Genomic DNA, 19,318 nt, shown 5'->3' with positions numbered 1-19,318 from the left:
GCAGGTTCAGCAGTACTGCAAGCCCAATATTTCCAAAAAAGCGTTTGATGCGGCAATAAGGCTAAGGTGGGCCGCAAAGCTACCAAAAAGACGCGCGTGCACGGTTTTTATGGTAGCTTTGCGTGTTACAAATGGGCTGTTGGCCCTGTGCTGCCGCTTCCCCTCTCTCAATAACCCGCATGTCCGCACGCACTTATTCGCTATTAGGCCTGTGGCCGATCATTAACCGTTGGAAACGCTTGGTGCTAGCGGCCGTCGGCTTTGCAGCCGCTGTCAGCCTGATTGTTGCGCTCATTCTGCCGAATATCTACAAGTCGACGGCGGTGTTCTACCCCACCAACGCCGTTTATCCCACGAACACCGAAACCTCGGACCTCGACCGTTTTATCACGGAACAGGGCAACAAGCGCGAAATCAGTAATCGTCCCGAAGACCTCGACCGCCTGATTACCATCGGTAACTCGCAGCCCGTGGCCGAGCGTATCATTCTGAAGTATAACCTGCACGAGCGGTACGATGTGGGCACGCCCGGCAATGAGTTCGACGACCAGGATGCGTTGGAAGAGTTCAGCGAGAACCTGAGCATCGTGCACAACGAGCGCGACGCTATCGAGCTAACCTTCCTCGATGAAGACAAGAAGCTGGCCGCGCGCATTGCCAACGACCTCGTTGGCATGATCGATTCCATCAACCAGCAGCTGACGCTCGAAAACCGCCGCCGCGTGCTCGATTTGTACGGCACGCGCTACAACTACCTCAACAAGGAGTACACCCGCACCAAGCGTGCGTTGCTCGCAGCCCGCCAGCGCTACGGCATCTATGGCATGGACCGCGAATCGCGCTTCCTGGCCCAGGAAATTATCCAGACGCAGGCCGACATGTACCGCGCCGAAAGCGCCGGCGATGCTGGCCGCGCCGCTGCCCTGCGCCGTTCGTTGCGTGCCCTCACCAAAGCCGAAAGCGGGAGCCTGATCAACCTCGAAAACTACGTGCAAGGTGCCGATTCCATCAGCACTCTCGAAGCCCGTTTCGAAGATCTACAGCTGCGCCTGGTACAAGCCCAGGCCGCTTTCGAAAACGCCGAACTAGCCCTGAAGGGTCGTGTATCGTCGCTGTACGTGGTGCAAAAAGCCATTCCGGCTGCCCGTAAATCGCAGCCGGTGCGCTGGCTGATCGTGGCTTCGTCGGTGCTGATTACGTTCGTGTTGTCGGTTATCGTAATTACCCTGCTGGAGCTGTACCGCCGCAACCTAGGTGCCAACCGCCGCACCTACACCGAGGACCCCGTTCTCACCAATAGCCTATGATGCAGCTGCTGGCGCGGTTGCGCCCGCGCGATACTGCCGAACGCCTTTTCATGGGCTTTGTGCTGCTGCTCGTGGTGGGCGGCGCCATTAGCCTGGGCCTGAAGTCGCCCCTTGGCCTGGCCCCCGCCCTGGCGGCCATCGGCGTTGGGGTACTGCTCGTGGATTGGCGCTGGACCTACTACACGCTACTGTGCACGCTGGCTTTCTCGCGCGAGATTCCGCTGCCCGGTGGCCTCAGCCTCGACGTACCCTCCGAGCCCATGATGCTGGTGCTGCTGGGGTGCTTGGGGGTAGCGGTGCTAACCGGGCGCAGCGGCCTTACCACAAAGCAGCTCACGCATCCGCTGGTAATCATTCTGCTGCTGATGCTGCTGTGGTCGACGGTGTCGATGCTGTTTTCGGTTGATACCACCAAGTCGGTTAAGTACCTGCTGGCAAAAACCTGGTACATCGGGCCCTTTTTGCTGGTAACCCTGATGCTGGTGCGTACGCCTACCGATGTATGGCGTATCGCGGCTTGCCACACCGCCTCGGCCTGCGCTACGGTCATCTATGCAGCACCTAGGCACGCCACCAAAGGCTTCAGCTTTGCCGACATTAACTGGGCGCTGCAGCCGTTCTACATCAACCACGTTATCTACGCCACGGTGCTAGCCATGATGCTGCCCTACGCGTGGTACGCGGCGCGCAGCACGCAAGGCATTTGGCGCTGGCTGTGGCGCATTGCGGTGGGCGTAATGGTGTTTGGGTTGCTCACGTCGTACACCCGGGCGTCCATCATGTCGATACCCATTGCGGCCATGTACTACTTGGTGCTGCGCTGGCGCTATACGCGGGTGGCCCTCATTGCTACGCTGCTCACGGTGTCGGCGGGCGTACTGTACTTTGTGCAGCAGAACAACTTCATGCTGTACGCGCCCGATTACGAGAAGACCATCTTCAACGGCGACGACTTCGGGAAGCACATCGCCGCCACTTACAACCTACAAGACCTCTCGGGCATGGAGCGGGTGTACCGTTGGGTTGCCGCTGCCCGCATGGTAAGCGACAAGCCCATTACCGGTAGTGGCCCGGCTACGTTCTACCCCGAGTACAAACGTTACACACTCAAAAGCTTCCGCACCTTTGTTTCGGATAACCCCGAACGCTCCACCACGCACAACTACTTCTTGTTGCAGTTGGCCGAGCAAGGTGTGCCGGGCTGCTTGTTGTTCGTAGCGCTGCTATCGGCTACGCTGCTGCTGGCCGAGCACTTATACCACCGAGCAGTCAACCGCCCCGAAATACGGCAAGTAATTTTGGCTGCTTCGCTTTCGCTGATTGTGATTGTGTTTCACCTCACGCTTAACGAGCTGATTGAAGTAGACAAAATTGGTTCGTTCTTCTTCATTGGCCTGGCCGTGCTGATGAAGTGCCAGGAATGGCTGGCCAACGGCATGGGTACAAACGCTACCAAGCCGGAATAGCCAACGGTTTAACACGAAAAAGCCCGCCAGCGTAAATGCTGGCGGGCTTTTTCGTGCCTTGCTGATTACGCTTAACGGAAGCGGCAGCTCAGAATGGTAATATCATCGGCGAAGTGGTTACCGTTGACGTTGAAGGCTTCGATGCGGCGCAACAGCTCGTCGTGCAGCTTGGGCAGCGGCAGGTAGCGGTTGGTCTGCAGCGTCTCGAGCACGCCAGGTTCGCCAAACTCCTCGTGCTGCGCATCAAAGACTTCCGTGAGGCCATCGGTGTAACACAACAACATGCTGTGAATGGGTACTTGCACTTGGCCTACCTTCAGCATGGGCAATTCGTCCATCACCCCCAGCATAATGGTACCGTCCTTCAGCAATTGGATTGGGCCGTGCCCTAGGTCGGGCAGCAGCATGGGGTCGTTGTGCCCGGCGTTTACGTAGCGCAGTTCGCGCGTGGTGCGGTCGTACTCGCCGAAGAAGGCCGTGATGAACCGGTCGCCGCCGGAGTTGCGGAAGATGAGGTTGTTCAGCTCACCTACCACCGTGGCCAGGTCAACCTGCTGGCGCAGCAGCGTGCGCAGCCCAGCCTGGAAGTTCGACATCAGCAACGAAGCCCCTACCCCTTTGCCCGACACATCGGCCACGCAAAACAGGAAGCGGTTTTTGTTGATAGGCACTACGTCGTAAAAGTCGCCGCCCACAGCCGTGTGGGGCACGTAGGTGGCGTGCACCGCCACGTGCTGATCGTTGGGCAATTTGCTCGGGAAGAGCATAGCCTGTACCTCCTGCGCAATTTCGATTTCCTTGCGCACGGCCGCTGCCTGCACCTGCTGGCGCATCAACCGCCGCGACGATACCGCTCCGAACAAAATCTGGCTCAGCGAATCGATGAACGTGACGGCCTCGCGGCGCGCCTCCAACGAGCTGGTATAGTTCTGGTGCAATGGGCCAATAAATACGAGGCCCAGCAGCTGTTCGCTTTGCCGCACGGGCATTACCGTGGCAAAGAAATCCCAAGGCTTGCCCAGCTCCAGGTCAATTACATCGACGGGGTGCTCGGGCGGAAAGCGTTGCAGTTGGTCGGGCAGCGTAATACCCCGGAAGTCGGGCATGCCCGGGCCGAACGCAACGGCACAACGCCACTGCTCATCCTCAACTACGTACACGGCCAACTGCCGCACGCCTAACTGGCCGAGCAGCGTAAACTGAAATATCTTATAAAGGTTTTCGTCGTTAGGCTCGCCGTTGATGGCCTGGGTAATTTCCAGCAGCGCAGCCAACTCCCGCTCCTTGAGCTTGAGCAGCAAGTGCTCTTCTTTGGTGAGCGGACGCAGGGTATCGGGCATGGTGGCAGTTTATGAATGAGCGAGGTATCGAGCTAAAGAGTTAAGAACCGAGCTAAGCAAATGAAGAAAAGTGCCCAGGGCGCAGGCTTAACTCATATCGTTTTAAACTCTTAATCTCACCTCACTGTAAAGGCGTTTTAGGATCGTAAGCGTCGCGCAGGCCGTTGCCAAGTAAATTAAAGCTAAGCACCAGCAGGCTAATGGCAAGCCCAGGCAGCAGCGTAAGCCACAAGCCGGCTTGGGTACCCAGCAGCTGAAAGCCTTCGTTTACCATAAGGCCCCACGAGGGCGCTGGCGGCTGCACGCCCAAGCCCAGAAAGCTCAGGCCCGCCTCCAGCAAGATGGCTGCGGCAAAGTTGGAGGTTGCAATTACGATGAGCGGACCTAGCAAATTGGGCAGCAAGTGACGCACCAACAACCTCGCAGTTGGCAACCCTAATACGCGGCCAGCCTCCACGAAGGTTTTTTCGCGCAGGCTTAGCAATTGGCCGCGCACCACGCGTGCCACATCAACCCACATCGTAAGTCCTACAGCCACAAAGGATGTCCAGACGCCCTTGGAGCCGAACGCCAGCGAAATGGCAATAACCAGCATAATGCCGGGTATGCTCCAGACCACTGTCATCACGCCAAGCAGCAGCGAATCGAGCCAACCGCCGGCATAGCCCGCAATGGCACCAACGGCCACGCCGATAGCTAACGAGATGAGCACCGCCACTAAGCCGATACCTAGGGAGATGCGCGTGCCCAGCAGCAGGCGGCTTAGCTCGTCGCGGCCGGCTTTATCGGTACCCAGCCAGTACGTGCGCTCGATAATGTGCTCTTGCTCGATTTGCTGGCGCAGCTCGGCGGCTGGCCCTAGGTGGCCAGTAACTTGGCTAAGCAGGTAGCGCCGAGGAGCTTCTGCCAAGGCGCCTGTGGCTTGGTAGGGCTGTGCAATGAGCGTATCGCCTACCACGCGCCAGCCACCAATGGGCACCTCCTCGTAGCGAGCGGGAGTGCCTACCAACCAGCGCTGCAGCAACGAAGAGCTTTCAGCAACCGAATCGGTAAGGGGCAAGCGCAGAATGGTAGCCCGAAACCCCGGCGGCTGTTTTTGCAGCTGCACCAAGCCGTTGTTGGCATTGGGCGTGGCATCGGGCAACACCAGGTAGCCCAGCAACGCTACCAGCGTGCACAGAGCAATAAACAACAAGCCGACCATAGCCGGCGTGTTGCCGAGCAGGCGCTGCCGTACGTAATAACCGGGAGTGCGAACCGGCGCGGCCGGGTTAGTTGCTACGGGAGCCGCCATTAGCGGGTATTGTGTTGAAGCAGGCCCTCTTTGCTGGCCAAGAAAAAGCAGTCTTGCCGCACGGCGCCGAACGAAGTGGGCTCGTAGGCCAACTCCGTATCGGGGTCGGGCCAAAAGCACCGGACCAGGCCTTGCTCCAGCATGTCGCGCAAATGCTGCTCCAGGTCGTTGGCACCGAGGCTGGTGCGCTGCTGCAAATCGCGGAAAGAAGTGACGAAGTAGAGTTCGTCGAGGATGTCGAATTCGGCGTCGGTCACGGTGGGCTCAGCTGATGGTTAACAAAGGTATCATCAGCTAACCTGAATGCGAAGGAAAAGTCACTGGTGTCGGCCTGGAGGATCAATCAGCGACGGCAAATGTTTCTCGGATCATCCCCTTGCTACCCTCCACTTCGATGTATTTTATTATCTGCCCTATCTGCTCTTCCGTTAGTGCGAAGCTGGGCATTTGTTGCTTTTGGTATTCGTTGAAAATCTTAACGGCATACTCGTCGCCGCTGGCCACCATCTTGCTGGAATTCTGCACCCACTTAACAACCCAAGGCTGCGCACGGCGCTGGGTTAAGCCAGCCAAAGCAGGCCCTACCACCACATCGTTGATGGCGTGGCACTGGGCACAATTGTTTTTGAAAAGGGCGTCGCCGGCGGCAGCGGCCTCCAAATCTTGTAGGCTGAATTGAACCGTGGCTGTATCAAGCGAATCGCTTTCTGCGGACGCAAATGCCTGCGTAGTGTCATTCATTTGCTCGCTTTTATCAGCGCTGCTTTCGTCGGAGAAAGTAAGGCCCGGCTGCAGGCCGGTACCAGTTAGAAACAACACAACCAAGCTGCACACAAGCAACATCGCGGCGGCCGGAAATACCAGCTCTAGGGCGTTACGGGACATGGTTTTGGGGAGTAGATTGGCACTATACTGATCGGCCAAAAAGTACTCCTCAGACCGTTGCCGACCTAGGTATTTCTGTTGTTTTTGCGGCCATTTGGCGCCCTTTCCAACGGTACCCGCCGCGCAAACCTAGGAGGCCTACAGCCAAGACGTACGGGGAGTACACAAGCTGCAGTAGCGGCACCAGCATCAGCCACTTTCGGCGCTCGAAAAAGCGCAGCACTGGGTTCAGAAATGCCACGTCGGCACCAAGTTTCAGCCCCCACCCCGCCAGCACCCAGGGCCACACCGAAGCGTGCCAAAGCAGCAGCCCAACCAGCGCCCATAAACATACGTTGGCTGCCAGCACCAACACGGCCAACCACCTCGAGGCCGCGCTGCGGTAGTGTTGCCATTTGCTGGCCCACCGCACCCGTTGCTGCAGCAAGGCACCTAGGGTAGGCTGTGCGGCGGTGTGCGCCGTGGCTTCGGGGTGCTTGAGAAACCGGATGCCCTGTGGGTAGGCCTCGGCCATCTTATGCAGCAGAAATTCATCGTCGCCGCTGGGCACGTGGGCGTTGCCGCCAAAACCACCGACCTCGTAGAACGCGGCTCGTTGGTAAGCCAGGTTGGCCCCGTTGCACATGGTAGCTGATCCGGCGCCAATGCTGGCTGCGCCGGTACCAACTAAAGCTGCTAACTCGAGGCCCTGCAGTCCTGCCAACAATCCCTTGCCGGTAAGCAGCACCGGGCCGCTTACAAATTGCAGTTGCGGATTGCCGAACGCCTGTGTATAGGCCGCCAGCCAACCCGCGGGCACGCGACAGTCGGCATCGGTGCAGAGCACCCACCGCGTGCGAGCCTGCGCTATGGCCGCCACAATAGCCGCTTTTTTGCCCGCGGGCTGGCCAGGCTGCTCGGCTAGGCGCAGCAAGCGCAGTACATAAGGGCTGTTGGCAGCGGCAGCCTGCACTACGGCAGCGGTGTTGTCGGTCGAATGGTCATCAACCACAATTACCTCGAAGCGGCCACCTTGCTGCAGCCACGTTTGCTGGCCTAGGTCGGTGAGCAGCAGCGGCAGGTTCGCAGCCTCGTTGCGGGCAGCTATAAGCACCGATACCACGGGCGCCTCTTCTGTTGCTAGGGCATGTACCCTAGGTACTTGGGGCTGATCGGCAGCTCTGGAGAGCTTCAGCCAGTGGTGGCGGTATTGCCAAAAAGCGGCGGCGTAGACAACCGTGGGCAGGCACGCGGCGGCAGCCAACCAGTAGGCTAGCATCATACCACGCGTAGGTGCTTGCGCCGTTTGCGGTTGCGCCGCAGCACTTTCAGGCGCAGCACAAACAGCAGGCCGGCAGCGCTTGGCAAGGCAATATTCAGCACCCACAGGCTCAGGCTGGCACTGAGCACGGGCAGCACCGGCAAACCGAGCAAGCCAAACAGATGCGTGGCCGACAGCTCGCGGGCGCCTACATCGGTAAGGGCATTGAGCGAGGGCACCAACGACTTCAGCAGAAACGTGCCGGCAATGGCGGCCAGCGCGGCGCCTAGGGGTGCCTGCGCACCATAGGCACAAAGCAACAAACCAAACTGCGCCGTAAACACCGCGTAGCGCAGCCCCGAAACCAACAGCACCTCGTTGAGCACCCTAGCTGGGTAGTGCGGCAGGTTGGCCACGTAGCGCCTAAACCTACCTAGGGGCCGCCACTGCAGCACAGCCTCGAGCAGGTAGCGGCTGCGGTAAAGTGGCAACAGCAGCAGGCCCGAGCCCAGCACGGCCGTAAGCGCCAGTCCGCCTACTACCAAGGGGTACGTATGGCCGATGTAGCGCGCCACAAAGTAGAGCACGCCCGCCGCACCGGCCAGTAGGGTAATAATCAGCTGGCAATAGCGCCCCAGAAACACGGCACCTAGGGCTTCGGGCCGGCGGTTTTTCAGCTCGAGCAAGCGGCCGGCGTAGTCGCCTACGCGGTTGGGGGTTACAAAACCTAGGGTGAGCCCCACCAGCACCGCCCGAAAGCTGCGGGCAAACGATACGGGCTCGAGGTGCTGAGCCAAGCGCCACCACTTCCAGGCTTCCAACGCCCAGTTGAGGGGCACCAGCAGCAAGGCCGCTACTGCAGGGCCGCGCTGCGCATCGGTAATCAGGCCCCGCCATGCCGCCGAAGTAGCCGCATCGGCCACTACCGACTGCCACAGCAGCCACAGCGTAAGGCCCGTTACGGCCAGCTTGCCAAGCACCACCCACGGCTTAAGGTTGCGCCGGCGGGAACCGGCACTGGGTTTATGTGTGTAGCTTTGTACTGAATGGCTACTTACCCCTCCCCCGCTCCGCTCGACCTGCCCAAGATCATTATGGGCATCGACCCCGGCACCCAGATTATGGGCTACGCCGTGATTGAGGTCACCGGCCAGCGGGTGCAGGTGCTGCGCTACGACGTCATCAATCTCAAGGCGTTTGGCTCGAATCACGCAGTAAAACTAAAGAAGATCTTCGACCGGATGATTCAGCTCATTGAGGAGTACCTCCCCGACGAGCTGGCCATCGAGGCTCCCTTTTACGGCGCCAACGTGCAAAGTATGCTCAAACTGGGCCGGGCGCAGGGCGTAGCCATTGCCGCCTGCCTCTCGCGCGACATCCCGTTTGTGGAGTACGCCCCCACCAAAGTAAAGCAGTCGGTTACGGGTTCGGGCTCGGCCAGCAAGGAGCAAGTTGCTCACATGCTGCGCCAAACGCTTACGCTACCGCCCATCGAAGAGGCGCCAAAGCTGCTCGACGCTACCGATGCCCTGGCTGTGGCCCTGTGCCACCACTACCAAAAAGGCAACAACGTAAAGGCCGGCGGCAAGAGCTGGGGTAAGTTTTTGGCTGAAAACCCCAATAAAGTAGCCGCTCCGGTAGCCGGCAAGAAAGCCGTAGTTGCCCGCAAGAAGCCGGTGGCTAAGGCCTAGGTTTGCAACGTTTCATCTTAACAAACAGCCCCGGCACCTAGCAACCTAGGGCCGGGGCTGTTTGCTTGAATAACCTTTGGCTTACTGCCCAATCACGAATACCGTATTGGCTTGCGCGTTGTTGCCGCGGCCGGTTTCGCGCTTCTTTTCTTGTCCATCCAGCAGGATAACCGTGGTAATTTCGGCGGTGGCGGAGTTGGTGTTCAGGTTGGCTAGCACGTTCACGGCATCGCCGTACTTCATGGTGCGCTTAAACGTATAAGTAGCGGGCAAGGCCACGTTCGACAGTTGCGTGTTGCCACCGGTTTCGTTGCCGTACAACACGAAGTTGGCCGTTGTGGCGCTGGGCGAGCTGATGCGGTATTCTACCTGATACTCTTTGGGGCCCGTAGGCTTGCTGTTGTCTTCCTTGGCGCAACCTGCTGCTGCGGCCAAGCAAAAACTACCAATCAGTACGCGGGTAAGCTGTTTCATGAGCAAGTAAATGGGTGAACGAATACGTCGCAGCAACTTTCAGCCGAAGCCGAGCAGCTGTTTCGGGGGCCGAATATGTGAGAAGTTGCTGAAACATACCGTTTCATATATACTTTAACCACCTGGCGTTGCGGTATTATAAATCTTAAATTATCCACACGCTGCCATCAGGAACACGGCTGATAAATACATCCAAAGCATCGTCAGCCCTAGGTGCGCGGCCGTTTCGAACGGCTTGCCGCGCCACAAGCTGGGCGAATAGCCGACAAACTGCACCACTAACCGCACCAACCAAAAAACGCCGCACCCCAACGCTATTTTGCGGCCGAAAGCGGTGCCTGTTAACTCGGGTGCGCTGGTAAGGCACAGCAGCCCCATCAGCAGAAGCACCAACGCGATGAATAAGGTGTGGATATACATCATCTGCCGATTAATCAGGCTTACGCTGGCAAACTGCGTGGTCCACCTGAAATAGCGCGGAAAGCCCGCGTGTACCATGGCCAGCACCACCAACAGGCCGCCCGCTATTTTAAGCCCCTGCTCCATTGTTTGTCAGGATAAAAACGGAAACAAAGGGAGTAATTTTTCGCTCTTGCACGTGCTGCCAGCTGGCCGCCCCAAACACGCGGTACCACGCCTTTTGCGAGTAAAAGTGAAACGCACCTAGGTTGTACGCCAGCAGGTTGGCAGCATCACGCAGGTGCTCTATCACCACAACCTTACCGCCCGGAGCGGTGATGCGTCGCACTTCCGAGAAGAAAGCGGTGCGCTCCTGCTCGTTTCTAATTTCGTGCGCGGCGAGCATAAGCACTACCAATTCGGCAGTGTTGTCGGGCAGCGGCAGGTAGGTGGTTCCAACGGCCTGCGTACCCGCGTATGCTGGATACTTTTGCCGCGCCCGTTTAATCGCCACCTCCGTGTGCGCGTTGGGGTTGTAAAAATCGAACACCCAGAGCTTGGCTGGGTTGAGCCGCTGCTGCAACAAAGCACTCGATTCGTCGAAACCGGCGTGAATGTTCGCTACCACCGGTTGGCTGGCAAGGTTTAATTCTGTGAGCCAACGCAGCCGGTACAGCGGCGAGAAATCGTACACGTAGGCCGACACCACCAGCGAAACCACCACTACCCACCCTACTGCCAAGGCCACTAGCCCTAGGTAAGCACCTAGGAATGTATCAGCTAAGAAACTCAGCGCCAACAGCAAGCCCACTCCTACTCCCGCAATTGCGTAGAAATGCCAGTTGAAGCGCAGGATGTTGCGCACACCTTGCAGCGGTTGCCTTATGCTTTCCATAGCTCGGCGCGGCCCTTTTGCCACTCGTATGGAATATCGGACATGGTGAAGGCGCTGGCCAACCGCAACTCCGAAAACCCAAGCTCTTCGAGAAAGCCGATGCGCGCGGCCCGTACGGCTACCGGTTGCGGTTTCCACTCTTCGCGTAGGCCTTGCACAATTACTACCTGTTGCTGCGTCGGGTGGTAGGAAAACGTGAAAGGCAACGGCCCCGCAAAACGCCTGGCTTGGGCCCAGCTGGTGAATGGCGAACTGCCTGGTAGGTCCGGACCGTCAAACTCAGTAGCAGTTTCAATATGCAGGTTGGCTTGAGCAGAGGTAATCAGTTGCCCTGCACTGGTGGTTTGCTCCTGAATATCGATGGTGCTGTATCGGTAGCTCGTGAACACGTCGCCGAGCAAGGCCATCTGCCGCTTATCGGTTTCTGACTTCAAAATGTACAAGCCGCGTAAACGCTTACTAGCCGCGGAGGTGTAGCGAACAAATATGCGGTAACCAATCAGGAAGAAGCTCTGCCCTAGCCACGCCGGCAAGCCCTTCGGCCGCAGCGAATTGGTTTGCACCATTGCCACAGCCACAAAACCGCACTGCCCTAGGTTATCGAGGGTAAGGCATGGTGGCAGCAAGCGCTGCAGCTCGGGCGCGGGTACGGCATAAGTGAGGACCGTTGTGCGAGCGAGCACCGCCTCCACGGCAAACGGATGATGCTTTAGCCACTGCATAGGTTATTGGGCTAGCTGCTGGCGTGCGGGTGTCAGCACAAAGCCGTAGTACCAAAGCAGCAGTACAAACAAGCCAGCGAACAGCGCATTGAGCTGGTGCCAAAGCAGTAGATCTAGGGCAAGACCGTACTCCAGCACGTTCATGCTCGTTACCAAAATCATCTGCAGCGCCACGCACCAACGCAGCTTAATGCCGCTTAGCACCCACAGGGCCATGCCTACTTCGGCCACCCCAATGGCGCGCGTGAGCGGCGCGGCGTATTCGTCGTCCAGTATTCGCCCCACTATCTGCTGGTGCCGCGGCACCAGCAGTAGCACTTTGCATACCAAGCCGTTGATGAGCCATACCGCAGCCAGGCCCCAGGTCAGGGCTGTATGCACTTGCCGAATAGCTGCCGTCGACATCCTAGCTAAAATCAATCTCGCCGCGCAGGTAGGTAACGGCGTAGCCGCTCATCAGCACTCGGTCGCCGCGCAGCTCGCACCACAGGTCGCCGCTACGGGGCGACACTTGCCGGGCGTGGAAGGTGGTTTTGCCCAGGCGCTCGGCCCAATACGGCACCAGCTGCGTGTGGCCCGAACCGGTAACGGGGTCTTCGGGCACGCCAACGCGGGGGCCAAACCACCGCGATACGAAATCGACGCCGTTGGAGCCGGGAGCGGTGGCGATTACGCCGCGGTACTCCACTTTGGCCAGGTGCGTCATGCTGGGGCGCAGGGCACGCACCTCGGCTTCGGAATCGAATACAGCAATCAGGTCGGGGCCGGCGTGGATGCTCAGGGGCGTGGCGCGCAGGCCGTCGAGCAAACCGTCGGGGTGGTGCTCCAGGTGCTGCGGCGGCTGGGCCGGAAAGTCGAGGGTGAGCTGGCCGTTGGGCTGTTGGCGCACGCGCAAGGGGCCGCTCTTTGAGTGGAAGGTAAGCTCCTCGGCCGTGGCACCTAGGTGCCGAAACAACACGTGGGCCGTGGCCAGGGTGGCATGGCCGCACAGCGCTACTTCCACGGCGGGCGTAAACCAGCGCAGCTCGTACTCGGCCTCAGTGCCGGCGCGCGGCACGAAAAAGGCGGTTTCGGCGAGGTTATTTTCGGCGGCAATGGCCTGCATGGTTTCGGCGGACAACCACTCTTGCAGCGGGCACACGGCGGCGGGGTTGCCAGCAAATACTTTATCGGTAAAGGCGTCGACCTGGTAGATGGGGAGCGTCATGAGCGGGAAAGGCAGGTTAAGCGGGGCTAATGTAGCACCCGGCTTATCATAGTTGCAGCCCATAGCAGGCGTTTGTGGCTAACCCATTCGCTGGCAACTATTTCCTCTGCTTTCCGCCAAAATTCCGCCTATTCGTACAGCTCTTCCGGCGCCCGATCAGGGATGGGGTGCCTTGGGAGCTTCCCTCGGCAGGCGCCACCGCCCAGGTGACGTGGGCCTGATGTAGGTAATGGCTATGCCGAGCAATACAATGCATCCGCCTACAATGGTGGTGCCTGTAACTTGTTCGCCCAGAAATACCCGAGCCATCAGCCCCGTTACAAACGCCTGGCTTAGCAGGCTCAACGACACTTTGGTGGGCTCGAGGTGCTGAATTGATCGGTTGATGGTAAGCCACCCGATCAGCTGGCACACCAAGCCTAGGCCCAATAAACCCAACCAAGTTTCGGAAGCGAAATGCCACAGCGGCTCTTGATACCTCAGGCAAAGCAGCAGCAAGAATATACTGGCAGCCAGCATGTTCCAGAACATGAACGTGAGCGTATCGATGCGCCGCAGTACGTCTTTGGTCAGCAGGATGTAGATGCCATAGAAGACGCTGGAAAGCACGGCCAGCAGAAAACCTAGGTCAAACTGCAATGCCAGCAGCGCGGGCAGCCCGGCCAGCAGCCCCATGCCGCACAGGGCAACCAAGGTGCCGCTCCAGAACGAAACGCCGGGTCGCGCCTTCAGGAACAACACACTGCCCAAGCCCACCCACACGGGCGCGAGGTTGGCCAGCAGCGTTGCTACCGTAGCCGACGACAGCCTGATGGAGATGTTCCAAACAGCAATATCGGAGGCGAATACTAAGCCGCCGAGCAGGGAAATAAGCAAGTCCTTGCGGCTGATGGGCTTGAGCTTGCGGGCGAGGAGCACATACAGCGCCAGCACTGCCCACGCCACCACGATGCGGTAGAAGGCTGAGGTAAGCCCCGGCACCGGCATGCCCTTCACGAAGATCGGCGAAAGCGAGATGCAAACAATGCCGATTACCAGCAGCAGACGCGGATTCATACAGGGCGAAGGTACGGCGACAAGCCGAGGCGTGGCTTGGCTACCACATTTCTCGCGGCGCGCTTGCTGCGTGCCCAAAGCCCGACAATTCATACTGATAAATCGGTGCTTTATAGCTTCATTCGAAGGTTTGAATAATTATTTCAGGAGCCGTGCAACCGCGCAAACAGGTGCCCGGTCAAGCGTGCAGAAGGTTGTCATATTCCGGAATATCAGCTTTGCTACCCTGCTCTATAAGTACTGTATGCCGCCAATCGAAGAGATTTTAGCCGGGTGTCGCCGCAACCACCCGGCGGCCCAACGGCAGTTGTACGACCACTTGGCCTACCGGCTGATGGGCGTGTGCCTGCGCTACAGCCCCACCCGCGCCGAAGCCGAAGACGCACTGCAAAACGCCTTCGTCAAAATCTTCAGCAACCTGCACCAGTACGCCGGGCAAGGCCCCTTTGAAGCCTGGGCGCGCCGCATTGCCGTTACCACCGCCATCAACGCTTACCACCAACGCAAGCAGCGCGGCCCGCACGTCGACTGCGAGGAAGCGGCCGACCAAGCCCACCCCGACGGCACCCCGCTCGAGCAGCTTTCGGCGCACGAGGTGCTTAGCCTGATGCAGACGTTGCCCCTGGGCTACCGCACCGTGCTGAACCTCTACGCCGTGGAAGGCTACTCGCACGCCGAAATCGCGGAGTTGCTGGGCATCTCCGAGGGCACCAGCAAATCTCAGTTATCCCGCGCCCGCCACTTACTCGAAGAACGACTGGTGGCCTCCAACAAAATCGCCTAATTGCCATGACTGAGCACGATCAGCAAGATTTTTTTCGGGAGCTGCACGATAAGCTCCACGACTTTGGTGCCGAACCACCCAGTGATGCTTGGGCAGGTATCCAGAGCCGCCTGCCCCAGCAGAAGAAAGACCGCCGCCTGTTTTTTTACCTCAGCACCGCGGCTGCCATTCTGCTGCTTGGCGTGGCGCTCCTAGGTGGCTTTCACCGCTTCAACCTGCCCTTCGGCAAAAGTGCTGCTGGCTCTGCGCAGCCGGTTGCCGCTCGCGCTGCCAATGGCAGCGGGCAAGCTGGCCAAGCTGGCATAGTACCGAACGAGCAGCCCGGCAACCCTGGCTCCGCGGGTAGCAACAACGCCGGGGTTGTTGATGCGGAAACCAATGCTGCACAAGCCACTCCGGAAGGAGCAGTTGCCAACCCAGCCACTGGTACTTATGCAAGCAATACCTCGGCGTCGGCACGCAAGCGCAACGCCCTAGGTGCCCCGGAAGTCAGCAACGGCCTGGCGCCCGCAGCGGCTCCCTCCGAATACGCTGCAGCTACGGCCGGCAAAGGCAGCCGCCGCACTGCGCGCTCGGCGCGAGCTAAGATCTTGGGCTCGGCGGCTGCGGCCACTGCCAGCACGGCTGCCCGTACCCGCACCGGGCGCCTAGGCAAAGAGCAAAGCGTAGCTAGCTTGGGTAGCCGGACTGCTACCAGCCGAGCCGGCAGCAACACCTTTGCCGCGGCCTCCAATGCCTCAGCCTCTCGCAAATTGGGCTTGACGCGCAAGAGCCTGCGCCGCGCCGCTCGCCCGAAAACCGGCCAAGCCTTGGCTAGCCTTTCGGAAGCTGGCACTACTACCAACCTAGCCTCTGCTGGCACGGGTACTAGCGGCCGCATCAAGGGAGTTAGTCAGCCGCTTGAGCCTACTGCCCCTGGGGTGGCCCTAACCGAGCCCGACGAGCCGGAAGTACGCCGTACCCGCCGCAGCAGCCGCAAGCCGCAAAGCCGCCGAGCCCGCATCATCAAAGGGTTGAGCGTGGAAATGGTGGCCGGCGCCGCCTACTCCTATCGTCACCTCTTGGGCGACGGTAGCAAAGCCCAACGGCAGCTTACCAGCTTGGAGCGCCCGGCAGTGGGCTACTCGGGTCAGCTGAACGTGGCTTACGCCCTCAACCGCCAGGCGAAGGTTTCGGTGGGCTTGGGCTACTCCGACTACGCTACCCGCTACCGTTACCAGGTTCAAAAGAGCAACGGCAACATTTTGAAAGTAGATCAGCGCGATGTGTACCGCTTTATGGTGGTGCCGGTGCAGCTGCAATACAAACTCGCTGGCAACCACCGCTACGCCCTAGGTTGGCTGGCCGGAGGTACGCTGGGGGTGTACACCGGCGGCCGCACCACCGAAGGCAGCGCCTGCAACTGCACGCAGAACAACGACCCCACCACCGACGCCCGCTACCGCACCTGGACGGTAGCCGCCACCGCCGGCGCTTTCGTCGACTACAACCTTACGCCCGACGTGCGCCTGCTCCTGCGCCCCACGCTGCAATACCAACTCACTTCGCTCACCGCCCCCAACTCGGGGCTGCTGCAGCGCCGCCCCATGTCGGTGGGCCTGCAAACCGGTGTGTCTTTCAACTTAAAAGAGCCGAAGCGTCCCGTCCCGGCCATTGCTAAACACTAATTCTGACTGGTTTATGAAGCGTATCCTTCTCCTCTCCGCGCTGGCTGCTAGCATGTTCGGCTGCGCCAAAGAAGACATTGTTATTTGTGAAGTTGACGGCGGTGTAACTCCACCAGTCACGAACCCTACCAAGTTCACCAGCATTGCGGATTTTACTACCCGGTACGGCGCTGCGCCGCAGCTTTTTTCGCTGTCGGCGCGCACCGCGCAAACCGTGGTAACCGCCAAAGGCAACCGCTTCAGCTTCGCGGCAAACAATTTCATCCGAACCGACAACCAGCCGCTGTCGAACAGCCCCGTGCGGGTGCGTATCCGCGAGGTGATGGGCAAGGCCGATATGGTGCTTTCGGCCATGCCCACGGTGGCGCAGCAGGGCGAGTTGCTCGAATCAGCCGGCGAGTTTCAGATTCAGGCCACCCAGGATAGCGTGCCGCTGCGCATCAACGACACCACGCAGGTGCGTTTCCAGACGGTGCTACCGCCGGTGCTCACCTCGCAGCAAGGCATGCAGCTGTTCGTGGGTAATGGTGTAGGTGGCGGCGCAGCCGGTTGCTTTAGCTGGATACCGCTGCCCACGGCGGCCTTTGCCCCCACTGGCGGCGGTTTTTCGGGTTCGGTGCAAGGCAGCCTGATGAACGCGGGCTTGGGCTGGATTAACTGCGACCGGTTTGTGGGCCTGCCCACCTCGCCACCCCTGCCCATCACGATTAATGCCCCAACCGTTGACAAGACCAAAACCGCCGTGTTTGTGGTGTTCGATGAGCTGAACGCGGTGCTGCAGCTTTGCGCCGACAGCAACAACAAATTCACCGCCAACCAACTGCCCACCGGAGCCAAGGTGAAAGTGTTGGTAATCCACGTTGATAACGAGCGGGTGTACTACGCCAAGCAAAGCCTGGTGGTGGGCTCCGCTACGGCCGTAACCCTAACGCCCACGGAAACCGATGTTACGGCTATGGTGGCCGACATCCGCACCCTATAGCCAGCTTAATCTATTACCTATTCCGGTGTTCGATACGGGCCGGCTCCTAGCACCTAGGGGCCGGCCCTTTTTGGTTGACCCTGGGCGCGGCTCTGCAGCGCGGAAATTCGTTCCGCGCTGCAGAGCCGCGCCCTGTAACCTAGGCTACCTTGCCGCCAATCACCACCTGCGCCACCGGGTTTTCGCCCAACCAGTACGGCAGCTCGCGGTAGTCGGGCACGCGCAGCAGCAGCACATCGGCGCGCTTGCCGGGCTCCAAAGTGCCGCAGTCCTGCTGCCGGTCGATGGCCCAGGCGGCGTTGATGGTTACGGCAGTCAAAGCCTCGCGCGGCGTCAGGCCCATTTTCAGGCAAGCTACCTGCAGGGCCAGCCACAGGTTTTTGCTGGGGCACGAGCCGGGATTAAAATCGGTGCTGATGGCCACAGACAAGCCCGCGTCGATAAATTGCCGGCCGGGCGCGTATTTATCCTGCCGCAAAAACATGGGCACCAGCGGCAGCAGCACCGCCACGGTGCGGCCCTGGCCCGCTGCTGCTACCTGCGCAGCGCCTTCGGGCGTGAGGTAGTCGCAGTGGTCGACGCTGATGGCACCCAGCTCGGCGGCCATCAGGCAGCCGCCTAGGTCGTGTAGTTGCTCGGCATGGATTTTCAGCTTGAATCCTAGGTCGCGGGCATGCTGCAGGTAGCAGCGCGAATCCTCGACGCCAAATGCGCCTTCTTCGCAAAACACATCCACAAACTCGGCCGCGCCACGCACCTCGGGCAGTACTTCGGCCACCAGGTAATCGAGGTAATCGGCGGGGCGGCCTTTGTACTCGGGGCCGGGCACGTGGGCACCCAGGAAGGTATTAACGATGCGCACGGGCTGCTGCCGGCTTGCTTGCCGGGCCACGCGCAACAGGCGCAGCTCAGTTTCCTTATCGAGGCCGTAGCCGGTTTTGGCTTCGAGGGTGGTTACGCCGTAGCGCCGAAAACCATCGAGGTGCTGCAGGGCTTGGGCGAGCAGCTCAGCGTCGGAAGCAGTGCGGGTTTTGCGCACGGTGCTCAGGATGCCTCCACCCGAAGCCAGAATATCGAGGTACGACTCGCCTTGCAGCTTGCGCTGAAACTCATCGGCGCGGTTGCCGCCAAACACCAGGTGCGTGTGGCACTCTACCAAACCGGGCATCACCACGCGGCCCGTGGCATCAATGATGCGGGTCTCGGGGCCAATCAGCGCCTCGTCGAGCTCGTGCATGGCACCCACCGCGGCAATGGTGCTGCTGTGGCAGGCTACGTACCCTAGGTTGATGATGCGCCACTCTGCCATGGCAGCGCCGGCCAGCGGCTTATCGGCGGGCGGGCCGGCCAGCGTGAGCACCTGCGCGGCGTTGCGGATGAGCAGCGAGTAGGGTTGGGTGGTGGGCACTGCGGAGCGGAGCGAGTGTAGTACCTAGGCTTGAGGCTGGGTGGCGCGGCGGGTGGCGCGCGTCATCTGCTTGATGTACTCAACGCGGCGAAACCGCAGCGCTGACCAATCGTCATCAATAGCAATTTGCCGCACGGGCTCGAAGCCGAGGGCGTGCAGCGGAGCCCAGCCGGTGTCGCGGTTGAAGTCGCAGCGGTACTTTTTGCTGGTGCCTTTGGGGTAGGCAAACCATATGGCTGCGTCGCCGGCAGCCAAAGCAGCTACCTGTGGTGCCAACTGATCGATTTCCGTTTGCATGGTGGCAAATACCAAGGCCGCATCAACTTTATCGGCAGCATGCTCCACCACGGTGCAGTGGGTGCGCAGGTCGGCAAGCAGGGGCTGCAAATTGGCGGGTAGCCCGAGCACCAGCACCACCGCGCCGGGCTTCAGGAGCATTTTCTCAACGGCTGACTTCATGAGGCTAAAGGTAGCAGAAGAACGCCGCGCCGCCCTAGGTAC

General features: G+C 59.9%; 21 protein-coding genes. 6 read left to right on the top strand and 15 right to left on the bottom strand.

The window, feature by feature from the left end:
* Nucleotides 1-179: 179 nt before the first annotated feature.
* Both ASU33_RS11010 and ASU33_RS11005 read left to right on the top strand, forming a co-directional pair.
* The gene (locus ASU33_RS11010) at nt 180-1,307 is read left to right on the top strand and encodes a GumC domain-containing protein (RefSeq protein ID WP_059070904.1); all 1,128 of its coding nucleotides are present in this window, start codon (nt 180-182) and stop codon (nt 1,305-1,307) included.
* On the top strand, nt 1,304-2,773 hold the full coding sequence (locus ASU33_RS11005) for an O-antigen ligase family protein (protein WP_059070903.1): 1,470 nt from the start codon (nt 1,304-1,306) through the stop codon (nt 2,771-2,773). Before ASU33_RS11010 ends, ASU33_RS11005 begins: the two co-directional genes overlap by 4 nt.
* Nucleotides 2,774-2,844: 71 nt before the next feature.
* Here the strand turns inward: ASU33_RS11005 and ASU33_RS11000 are convergent, their stop codons facing one another.
* The 6 genes from ASU33_RS11000 to ASU33_RS10975 all read right to left on the bottom strand — a co-directional run bounded on the left by ASU33_RS11000 (nt 2,845) and on the right by ASU33_RS10975 (nt 8,512).
* Nucleotides 2,845-4,113 carry a PP2C family protein-serine/threonine phosphatase gene (locus tag ASU33_RS11000; RefSeq protein ID WP_059070902.1) on the bottom strand — a complete coding sequence of 423 codons (1,269 nt, stop codon included), beginning with the start codon at nt 4,111-4,113 and terminating at the stop codon, nt 2,845-2,847.
* Nucleotides 4,114-4,234: 121 nt separating this feature from the next.
* Entirely contained in the window at nt 4,235-5,407 is a 1,173-nt protein-coding gene (locus ASU33_RS10995) for an ABC transporter permease (protein ID WP_059070901.1), read from the bottom strand.
* Nucleotides 5,407-5,664 carry a hypothetical protein gene (locus ASU33_RS10990; protein WP_059070900.1) on the bottom strand — a complete coding sequence of 86 codons (258 nt, stop codon included), beginning with the start codon at nt 5,662-5,664 and terminating at the stop codon, nt 5,407-5,409. Before ASU33_RS10990 ends, ASU33_RS10995 begins: the two co-directional genes overlap by 1 nt.
* A gap of 82 nt (nt 5,665-5,746) precedes the next feature.
* Complete coding sequence (locus ASU33_RS10985; protein WP_286130492.1) at nt 5,747-6,331, bottom strand: c-type cytochrome; 585 nt, start codon at nt 6,329-6,331, stop codon at nt 5,747-5,749.
* A 10-nt stretch (nt 6,332-6,341) separates the two neighbouring features.
* Complete coding sequence (locus ASU33_RS10980; RefSeq protein ID WP_059070898.1) at nt 6,342-7,553, bottom strand: glycosyltransferase; 1,212 nt, start codon at nt 7,551-7,553, stop codon at nt 6,342-6,344.
* Entirely contained in the window at nt 7,550-8,512 is a 963-nt protein-coding gene (locus ASU33_RS10975) for a lysylphosphatidylglycerol synthase domain-containing protein (protein ID WP_160328177.1), read from the bottom strand. The genes ASU33_RS10980 and ASU33_RS10975 overlap by 4 nt, the downstream gene beginning before the upstream one ends.
* A gap of 66 nt (nt 8,513-8,578) precedes the next feature.
* Here ASU33_RS10975 and ruvC point away from each other — a divergent pair, with 66 nt between their 5' ends.
* Complete coding sequence (ruvC, locus tag ASU33_RS10970; protein WP_078063133.1) at nt 8,579-9,223, top strand: crossover junction endodeoxyribonuclease RuvC; 645 nt, start codon at nt 8,579-8,581, stop codon at nt 9,221-9,223.
* A gap of 81 nt (nt 9,224-9,304) precedes the next feature.
* Here ruvC and ASU33_RS10965 read toward each other — a convergent pair whose 3' ends face one another.
* The 7 genes from ASU33_RS10965 to ASU33_RS10935 form a co-directional block, all read right to left on the bottom strand.
* A complete protein-coding gene (locus ASU33_RS10965; protein ID WP_059070896.1) occupies nt 9,305-9,697 on the bottom strand; it encodes an MmpS family transport accessory protein in 393 nt (130 codons plus the stop codon).
* Between the two features lie 150 nt (nt 9,698-9,847).
* Nucleotides 9,848-10,243 (bottom strand): hypothetical protein, encoded by a 396-nt coding sequence (locus tag ASU33_RS10960; RefSeq protein ID WP_059070895.1) that lies wholly within the window; start codon nt 10,241-10,243, stop codon nt 9,848-9,850.
* Nucleotides 10,227-10,991 (bottom strand): class I SAM-dependent methyltransferase, encoded by a 765-nt coding sequence (locus ASU33_RS10955; RefSeq protein WP_286130490.1) that lies wholly within the window; start codon nt 10,989-10,991, stop codon nt 10,227-10,229. The genes ASU33_RS10960 and ASU33_RS10955 overlap by 17 nt, the downstream gene beginning before the upstream one ends.
* Entirely contained in the window at nt 10,979-11,713 is a 735-nt protein-coding gene (locus ASU33_RS10950) for a DUF2071 domain-containing protein (protein WP_059070894.1), read from the bottom strand. The genes ASU33_RS10955 and ASU33_RS10950 overlap by 13 nt, the downstream gene beginning before the upstream one ends.
* A 3-nt stretch (nt 11,714-11,716) precedes the next feature.
* Nucleotides 11,717-12,118, bottom strand: coding sequence for a DoxX-like family protein (locus ASU33_RS10945; protein WP_059070893.1), 402 nt, complete (start codon nt 12,116-12,118; stop codon nt 11,717-11,719).
* Between the two features lies 1 nt (nt 12,119).
* The gene (locus ASU33_RS10940; RefSeq protein WP_059071453.1) at nt 12,120-12,920 is read right to left on the bottom strand and encodes a PhzF family phenazine biosynthesis protein; all 801 of its coding nucleotides are present in this window, start codon (nt 12,918-12,920) and stop codon (nt 12,120-12,122) included.
* 156 nt (nt 12,921-13,076) lie between these two features.
* Nucleotides 13,077-13,976 (bottom strand): DMT family transporter, encoded by a 900-nt coding sequence (locus tag ASU33_RS10935; RefSeq protein ID WP_078063063.1) that lies wholly within the window; start codon nt 13,974-13,976, stop codon nt 13,077-13,079.
* Between the two features lie 244 nt (nt 13,977-14,220).
* Between ASU33_RS10935 and ASU33_RS10930 the strand changes: the two genes are divergently transcribed.
* The 3 genes from ASU33_RS10930 to ASU33_RS10920 are packed head-to-tail and all read left to right on the top strand — an operon-like array spanning nt 14,221 to nt 17,409.
* Nucleotides 14,221-14,760 (top strand): RNA polymerase sigma factor, encoded by a 540-nt coding sequence (locus tag ASU33_RS10930; protein WP_059070892.1) that lies wholly within the window; start codon nt 14,221-14,223, stop codon nt 14,758-14,760.
* A 5-nt stretch (nt 14,761-14,765) separates the two neighbouring features.
* Nucleotides 14,766-16,427 carry an outer membrane beta-barrel protein gene (locus tag ASU33_RS10925; protein ID WP_059070891.1) on the top strand — a complete coding sequence of 554 codons (1,662 nt, stop codon included), beginning with the start codon at nt 14,766-14,768 and terminating at the stop codon, nt 16,425-16,427.
* A gap of 13 nt (nt 16,428-16,440) precedes the next feature.
* Nucleotides 16,441-17,409: a hypothetical protein gene (locus tag ASU33_RS10920; protein WP_059070890.1), complete on the top strand. Its 969-nt coding sequence runs from the start codon at nt 16,441-16,443 to the stop codon at nt 17,407-17,409.
* Between the two features lie 139 nt (nt 17,410-17,548).
* Here ASU33_RS10920 and hutI read toward each other — a convergent pair whose 3' ends face one another.
* Nucleotides 17,549-18,817: an imidazolonepropionase gene (gene hutI / locus ASU33_RS10915; RefSeq protein ID WP_059070889.1), complete on the bottom strand. Its 1,269-nt coding sequence runs from the start codon at nt 18,815-18,817 to the stop codon at nt 17,549-17,551.
* Between the two features lie 24 nt (nt 18,818-18,841).
* A complete protein-coding gene (locus tag ASU33_RS10910) occupies nt 18,842-19,276 on the bottom strand; it encodes a hypothetical protein (protein ID WP_059070888.1) in 435 nt (144 codons plus the stop codon).
* Nucleotides 19,277-19,318: the final 42 nt, after the last annotated feature.

The organism is Solirubrum puertoriconensis (assembly GCF_001483135.1).
Taxonomy (GTDB): Bacteria; Bacteroidota; Bacteroidia; order Cytophagales; family Hymenobacteraceae; genus Solirubrum; species Solirubrum puertoriconensis.
The sequence above is the reverse complement of the archived record's forward strand: the minus strand, read 5'-3'. Positions and strand labels throughout refer to the sequence as shown.

Coding starts and splice junctions, on each gene's coding strand:
- ASU33_RS11010 (WP_059070904.1), top strand. CDS start 180: ATGTCCGCACGCACTTATTCGCTATTAGGCCTGTGGCCGATCATTAAC.
- ASU33_RS11005 (WP_059070903.1), top strand. CDS start 1,304: ATGATGCAGCTGCTGGCGCGGTTGCGCCCGCGCGATACTGCCGAACGC.
- ASU33_RS11000 (WP_059070902.1), bottom strand. CDS start 4,113: ATGCCCGATACCCTGCGTCCGCTCACCAAAGAAGAGCACTTGCTGCTC.
- ASU33_RS10995 (WP_059070901.1), bottom strand. CDS start 5,407: ATGGCGGCTCCCGTAGCAACTAACCCGGCCGCGCCGGTTCGCACTCCC.
- ASU33_RS10980 (WP_059070898.1), bottom strand. CDS start 7,553: ATGATGCTAGCCTACTGGTTGGCTGCCGCCGCGTGCCTGCCCACGGTT.
- ruvC (WP_078063133.1), top strand. CDS start 8,579: ATGGCTACTTACCCCTCCCCCGCTCCGCTCGACCTGCCCAAGATCATT.
- ASU33_RS10965 (WP_059070896.1), bottom strand. CDS start 9,697: ATGAAACAGCTTACCCGCGTACTGATTGGTAGTTTTTGCTTGGCCGCA.
- ASU33_RS10960 (WP_059070895.1), bottom strand. CDS start 10,243: ATGGAGCAGGGGCTTAAAATAGCGGGCGGCCTGTTGGTGGTGCTGGCC.
- ASU33_RS10955 (WP_286130490.1), bottom strand. CDS start 10,991: ATGGAAAGCATAAGGCAACCGCTGCAAGGTGTGCGCAACATCCTGCGC.
- ASU33_RS10950 (WP_059070894.1), bottom strand. CDS start 11,713: ATGCAGTGGCTAAAGCATCATCCGTTTGCCGTGGAGGCGGTGCTCGCT.
- ASU33_RS10945 (WP_059070893.1), bottom strand. CDS start 12,118: ATGTCGACGGCAGCTATTCGGCAAGTGCATACAGCCCTGACCTGGGGC.
- ASU33_RS10940 (WP_059071453.1), bottom strand. CDS start 12,920: ATGACGCTCCCCATCTACCAGGTCGACGCCTTTACCGATAAAGTATTT.
- ASU33_RS10935 (WP_078063063.1), bottom strand. CDS start 13,976: ATGAATCCGCGTCTGCTGCTGGTAATCGGCATTGTTTGCATCTCGCTT.
- ASU33_RS10930 (WP_059070892.1), top strand. CDS start 14,221: ATGCCGCCAATCGAAGAGATTTTAGCCGGGTGTCGCCGCAACCACCCG.
- ASU33_RS10925 (WP_059070891.1), top strand. CDS start 14,766: ATGACTGAGCACGATCAGCAAGATTTTTTTCGGGAGCTGCACGATAAG.
- ASU33_RS10920 (WP_059070890.1), top strand. CDS start 16,441: ATGAAGCGTATCCTTCTCCTCTCCGCGCTGGCTGCTAGCATGTTCGGC.
- ASU33_RS10910 (WP_059070888.1), bottom strand. CDS start 19,276: ATGAAGTCAGCCGTTGAGAAAATGCTCCTGAAGCCCGGCGCGGTGGTG.